This is a genomic window from Symbiopectobacterium sp. (assembly GCF_051710365.1).
Classification (GTDB): domain Bacteria; phylum Pseudomonadota; class Gammaproteobacteria; order Enterobacterales; family Enterobacteriaceae; genus Symbiopectobacterium.
Genome location: NZ_JBPETA010000216.1, coordinates 1 through 4,750 on the forward strand (window position 1 = coordinate 1; position 4,750 = coordinate 4,750).

General features: G+C 54.0%; 3 protein-coding genes and 2 pseudogenes. 2 read left to right on the forward strand and 3 right to left on the reverse strand.

Going from position 1 to position 4,750, the window contains the following annotated elements; translation table 11 throughout:
• Positions 1-122: 122 nt before the first annotated feature.
• Positions 123-1,844 (reverse strand): annotated as a pseudogene (cysJ, locus tag ACTBDZ_RS15145) (NADPH-dependent assimilatory sulfite reductase flavoprotein subunit); the annotation flags it as partial.
• A 306-nt stretch (positions 1,845-2,150) separates the two neighbouring features.
• Between cysJ and queD the strand changes: the two are divergent.
• Positions 2,151-2,513, forward strand: coding sequence for a 6-carboxytetrahydropterin synthase QueD (gene queD / locus ACTBDZ_RS15150; protein ID WP_438815928.1), 363 nt, complete (start codon positions 2,151-2,153; stop codon positions 2,511-2,513).
• 16 nt (positions 2,514-2,529) lie between these two features.
• On the opposite strand, the gene queE is transcribed toward queD, so the two are convergent.
• Positions 2,530-3,201 (reverse strand): 7-carboxy-7-deazaguanine synthase QueE, encoded by a 672-nt coding sequence (gene queE / locus ACTBDZ_RS15155; RefSeq protein ID WP_438815929.1) that lies wholly within the window; start codon positions 3,199-3,201, stop codon positions 2,530-2,532.
• A 230-nt stretch (positions 3,202-3,431) separates the two neighbouring features.
• Between queE and ACTBDZ_RS15160 the strand changes: the two genes are divergently transcribed.
• Positions 3,432-4,409, forward strand: coding sequence for an MBL fold metallo-hydrolase (locus ACTBDZ_RS15160; RefSeq protein WP_438815930.1), 978 nt, complete (start codon positions 3,432-3,434; stop codon positions 4,407-4,409).
• 59 nt (positions 4,410-4,468) lie between these two features.
• Here the strand turns inward: ACTBDZ_RS15160 and ACTBDZ_RS15165 are convergent.
• A pseudogene (locus ACTBDZ_RS15165) lies at positions 4,469-4,627 on the reverse strand (glycoside hydrolase family 88 protein); the annotation flags it as partial.
• Between the last annotated feature and the right edge of the window lie 123 nt (positions 4,628-4,750).

Below are 4,750 nucleotides of genomic sequence, written 5' to 3' on the forward strand. Positions count from 1 at the left end.
GGATTGTTAGTATGAATCATGAGAGTTACCTCGTGTTTTGTATAAGGATTGGACACCCATATCAAAACCGGTAACTCTCAACCTTGCAAGGTCCAGTGTCAGATCAAGTCGCGACTAATACAGATGATGTCCAGCAGCGCCTGCTCCACATCTTTCGCCATACGGTTGGCATCGCCACACACGTAAAGATGTGCGCCGTCCTGGATCCAGCGCCACACCTGTTCGCCCTTCTCGCGCAGTTTGTCCTGCACATAGATCTTGTGTGCCTGATCGCGTGACCAGGCCAGATCGATATGCGTCAGCAACCCGTCTTTCACGTAGCGCTGCCATTCCACCTGATAGAGAAAATCTTCGGTAAAGTGCGGGTTGCCGAAAAACAGCCAGTTTTTGCCTTCGGCACCGTCCGCTTCGCGCTGTTGCATAAAGGCACGAAACGGGGCGATGCCGGTGCCAGGTCCGATCATGATGACGGACGTCGAGGGATCGGCAGGCAGGCGGAAGTGATCGTTATGTTCAATAAAGACCTGAATCTCATCGTCTTCATTCAAACGATCCGCCAAATAACCTGATGCACCGCCCGTTCGCGCACGTCCCTCATAGTCGTAACGCACAACACCAACGGTGATATGCACTTCGCTTTCGGCTTCAGCCTGGGAAGAAGCAATGGAATAGAGGCGCGGCGTCAATGGTCGCAGCAAGCCAATCAGTTGCTCCGGCGTCAATTCCGTCGGTGCCTGACGCACCATATCCACCAGCGGCGTGCGCTGGGCGAACTGTTGCAGCGCAGGCTTTTCAGCCACCAACGCCAGTAACGCATCGTTGCGGGACAACGCGGCGTACTTCTCCACCAGCGGCGCCGTATTTTGCGTCAGTTCGAAATGGCGTTGCAGCGCCTGCGACAAGGGCAATGTCTCTCCCGCCACGGTCACAGGTTCATCCCCTTTCAACCACAGCAGTTCCAGCAACTCTTGTACCAGCGCCGGATCGTTTTGATACCACACGCCGAGCGCATCACCCGGCTGATAGCGCAGCCCGGAATCCCCCAGATCGATCTCGATATGGCGCACATCATCGGACGCACGCCCCGTGATTTTCTGATTCACGGCGAAACTCGCCGTGTAAGGCGCGGTTTTACTGTACGGACTGCTGGACATTTCATCCCGCGTTCCGCTGGCGCTCGCCTGAACCACCGCCGCACCTTGTGCCGGTACACGCGCCTGAAGGATATCAACAATCTGCCGACGCCACTGCTCAGCGGCTGCCTGGTAGTCAACATCGGCGTCCACGCGATCGAGCAGGCGCTCTGCACCCAGCTCGGCCAATCGGCTATCAACATCTTTACCGGCTTTACAGAAGAATTCGTAAGAGGTATCACCCAATCCGAACACCGCAAACGACGTGGTTTTTAGCGCGGGGGCTTTTTTGGAGAACAGGAATTTATGCAGCGCCACGGCCTCTTCCGGCGGTTCTCCCTCCCCTTGCGTAGAGGTCACTACCAGCAACAGCGTTTCCTGCGCGATTTGCTTAAATTTATAATCGCCAGCGTTCACCAGCGTGACCGCAAGCTTGGCAGCCAGCAAATCGTCGCGCAGTTGTTCCGCCACACGGCGGGCATTGCCCGTTTGCGATGCGGAGATAAGGGTGATGCTTTGGGCTGGCGCAGCGGCACTGGCCGGGAGCGATACGGCCGACACGGCACCGCTCTGAGCCCCATTGCCCTGCGCGACGCCCCAAAAATAGCCTGACAGCCAGGCCAGCTGCGCTGGAGAGAAATCCCCCGTGGCGCTCTGCAAACGCGCAAGCTGCTCGGCACTAAGCGGCAGCAACGAAACCGGAGTGGTCATCGTGATTTCAGTGTCCTTGTAAGTCGTCCCGCCATATAGCGATATTTATGCAATCTAAAGTTGTATGGAATATAAGGTTACCTATCCAGCGCGCAACAATTAAAGACGCGATGGCAATATTTAATAACCAAAATGCCTAAATGGTTTTTCTGATAATCCTTAACGCTTAAAGCGTTATAGGTCTCCTGATCAGATGAACACCCTATCAATCAGATTATTCTTCGATCAAACGTGCTTCAAGGACGACTTTCCGGTAGTATGCGACGGCTTTTGTTTACGCTCGGTTATCCCTTCAGGAACGTTGTTATGGTCACTACCCTATTTAAAGCTTTTCAGTTTGAAGCCGCCCACCACCTGCCGCACGTACCGGAAGGGCACAAATGTGGCCGTTTGCACGGGCATTCCTTTATGGTGAGACTGGAAATCACCGGTGAAGTCGACCCGCATACCGGCTGGGTGATGGATTTCGCAGACTTGAAAGCGATATTCAATCCGGTTTGGCAGCAGTTGGATCACCACTACCTCAATGAAATCCCCGGCTTGGAAAACCCCACCAGCGAGGTGCTGGCACACTGGATCTGGCAGCAGTTAAAACCCACACTGCCTCTGCTGAGCGCCGTGATGGTGAAAGAAACCTGCACGGCGGGCTGCGTTTATCGCGGGGAATAAAAGGATCGGCCTGCCATCAGGCGATATTCAGATACTTGTGCGTCTGCATCGACAGACGCCAGTTACGCGCGATACAGGTTTCGATACAGAGTTTGGTCGCCGCGTCTTTCTGGCTGATGGGCTGCAAAGCGATAATCCGTGCTTTGTCATCGTGTAAGCGCGCCAGCAGGGCATCCAGCGCCTCAATGTCTTTCTCTCTCGCCACCGGATGCTTGATTTCATCAGCGCGCACTAATGCCTGATCGAGCACCACCATGCCGCCGCGCATATTCACTTTGGGTGAGACCGTGACCCAGGTTTGCGGCGAACAGCGCACCTCATGGGTGCCGCTGGTTTCTATCTGGCAGCGATAGCCGTTTTGCTCGAGATAGTCGGTCAGCGGCGTCAAATCATGGATACAAGGCTCTCCCCCCGTGATAACGATATGCTTGGCGCTATACCCCTCTTGCTGGATGCGCACCAGAATCGCTTCCGGGCTGGCCGGTGCCCAGGCATCGCTCTCCTGTGTCTTTACCAGGATATTATCCAGCGTGGTTTCACGCTCAGCAAACTTATCCCAGGTGTGTTTGGTATCGCACCAACTGCAACCCACCGGACACCCTTGCAGACGTACAAAAATCGCCGGAACACCGGTAAAAAAACCTTCGCCTTGCAGGGTTTGAAACATCTCATTTATTGGGTACAGCATAACATCCTATCACTTAACTATCGGGTGCCAGCACGGGCAGGCTGGTAAACCGTCATTATCGCAGATTGCCTGTGGTGCGCCAAACACCACATTGCGTGACAGCGCCAGATAACCGTTGCATTATAACGTTAAGATCGGGGTGATAACATTTGAGGAATGTTGCAGTTCGGTTAATAATCAAGGGGATTGCCCATTTCTTTTTCACGGTGTTTACGACAAGGAACGATACGATGAAACCTTTGAAAGCGGCGTGCCTGATAGCGATGACAGCATTCGGCCTCCCCGATGTCGCAGTGGCTGAAGCCACGACGCAAGTCAAAACCCAACCCGGCCACTATCGGCAGTTGTTGGGGCAATATGAAATTACCGCGCTTTCAGATGGCACCAACGCCATGCCGATGGACAAACTGCTCACGCGCACCGATCCCAACACCATTCGCCAGTTGCTGGCAGAGAAATCCTTACTCCCCACGGTTGAAACTTCCATCAATGCGTTTCTGGTCAACACGGGTAAAAATCTGGTATTGATTGATACCGGCAACGGCACGCAGGCCAACAGCAACGTCGGAAAAGTGCAGAAAAACCTATTGGCGGCGGGCTATCGCCCCGAACAGGTCGATACTATCCTGATGACCCACCTGCACGGCGACCATTTTGGCGGTCTGGTGCAAAACGGCAAGCTCTCCTACCCGAATGCGACCGTTTACGTTTCGCAAAAAGAGTATGATTTCTGGTTGGATCCGCAGCATCTAACGCAAGCCGCCCCTGAACGCAAGCTCGCTTTCCAACGGGTTCAGGACGTCTTTAAGATCCTGGCGGCAGCAAATAAAGTGAAAACCTTCAGCGGGGATGCCCCATTGCTGCCTGGCATTACGCCGGTGTTTGCGCCAGGCCATACGCCGGGGCATACCGCCTATAGCATCGTCAGTGACGGCAATAAATTGCTGGCATGGGGCGATATCGTGCACGCCGAAGCAGTGCAAATGCCGATACCGGAAACCACCATCAGCTTCGATTCAGATATGGATCAGGCTACCAAAACCCGCGAAGCCCTGTTTGCTCAGGCAGCCAGTGAAGGCTATCTGGTGGCGGGCGCGCACCTGCCGTTCCCGGGCATCGGCCATGTAAATACCTGCGTGGAACGCAACGGCACCACCAACGGTTATCGCTGGATCCCGGTGAATTACAGCCTGAACGGACTGAAATAACGCCAAACCCCGCGAAGCAACGTAGTGCTTTCGCGGGGCAATCTTCTTCGGTTTATCGCTTACAGATAGACGCGCAGATACTCAGACAGGCACAGGATTCCCATCGCCTGACCGTAAGGCATGGAGGTCAGCGGGATCTGGCGGTAGTAATCCAGATCGCGGCCCATCGCCGTACCAAACGACACATTGACCAGTTCGCCTTGCGGATTGATATGGCTTTGTTGAATAAATAGAAAGTTTGGGTAATCATCGGAACAGATCACCATAGTTGTTTCAAAATCAGGTCTCCATGGCAAAACAAAATTTTAAAATCACTAACTGGCCCTCATATAACAAGGCCC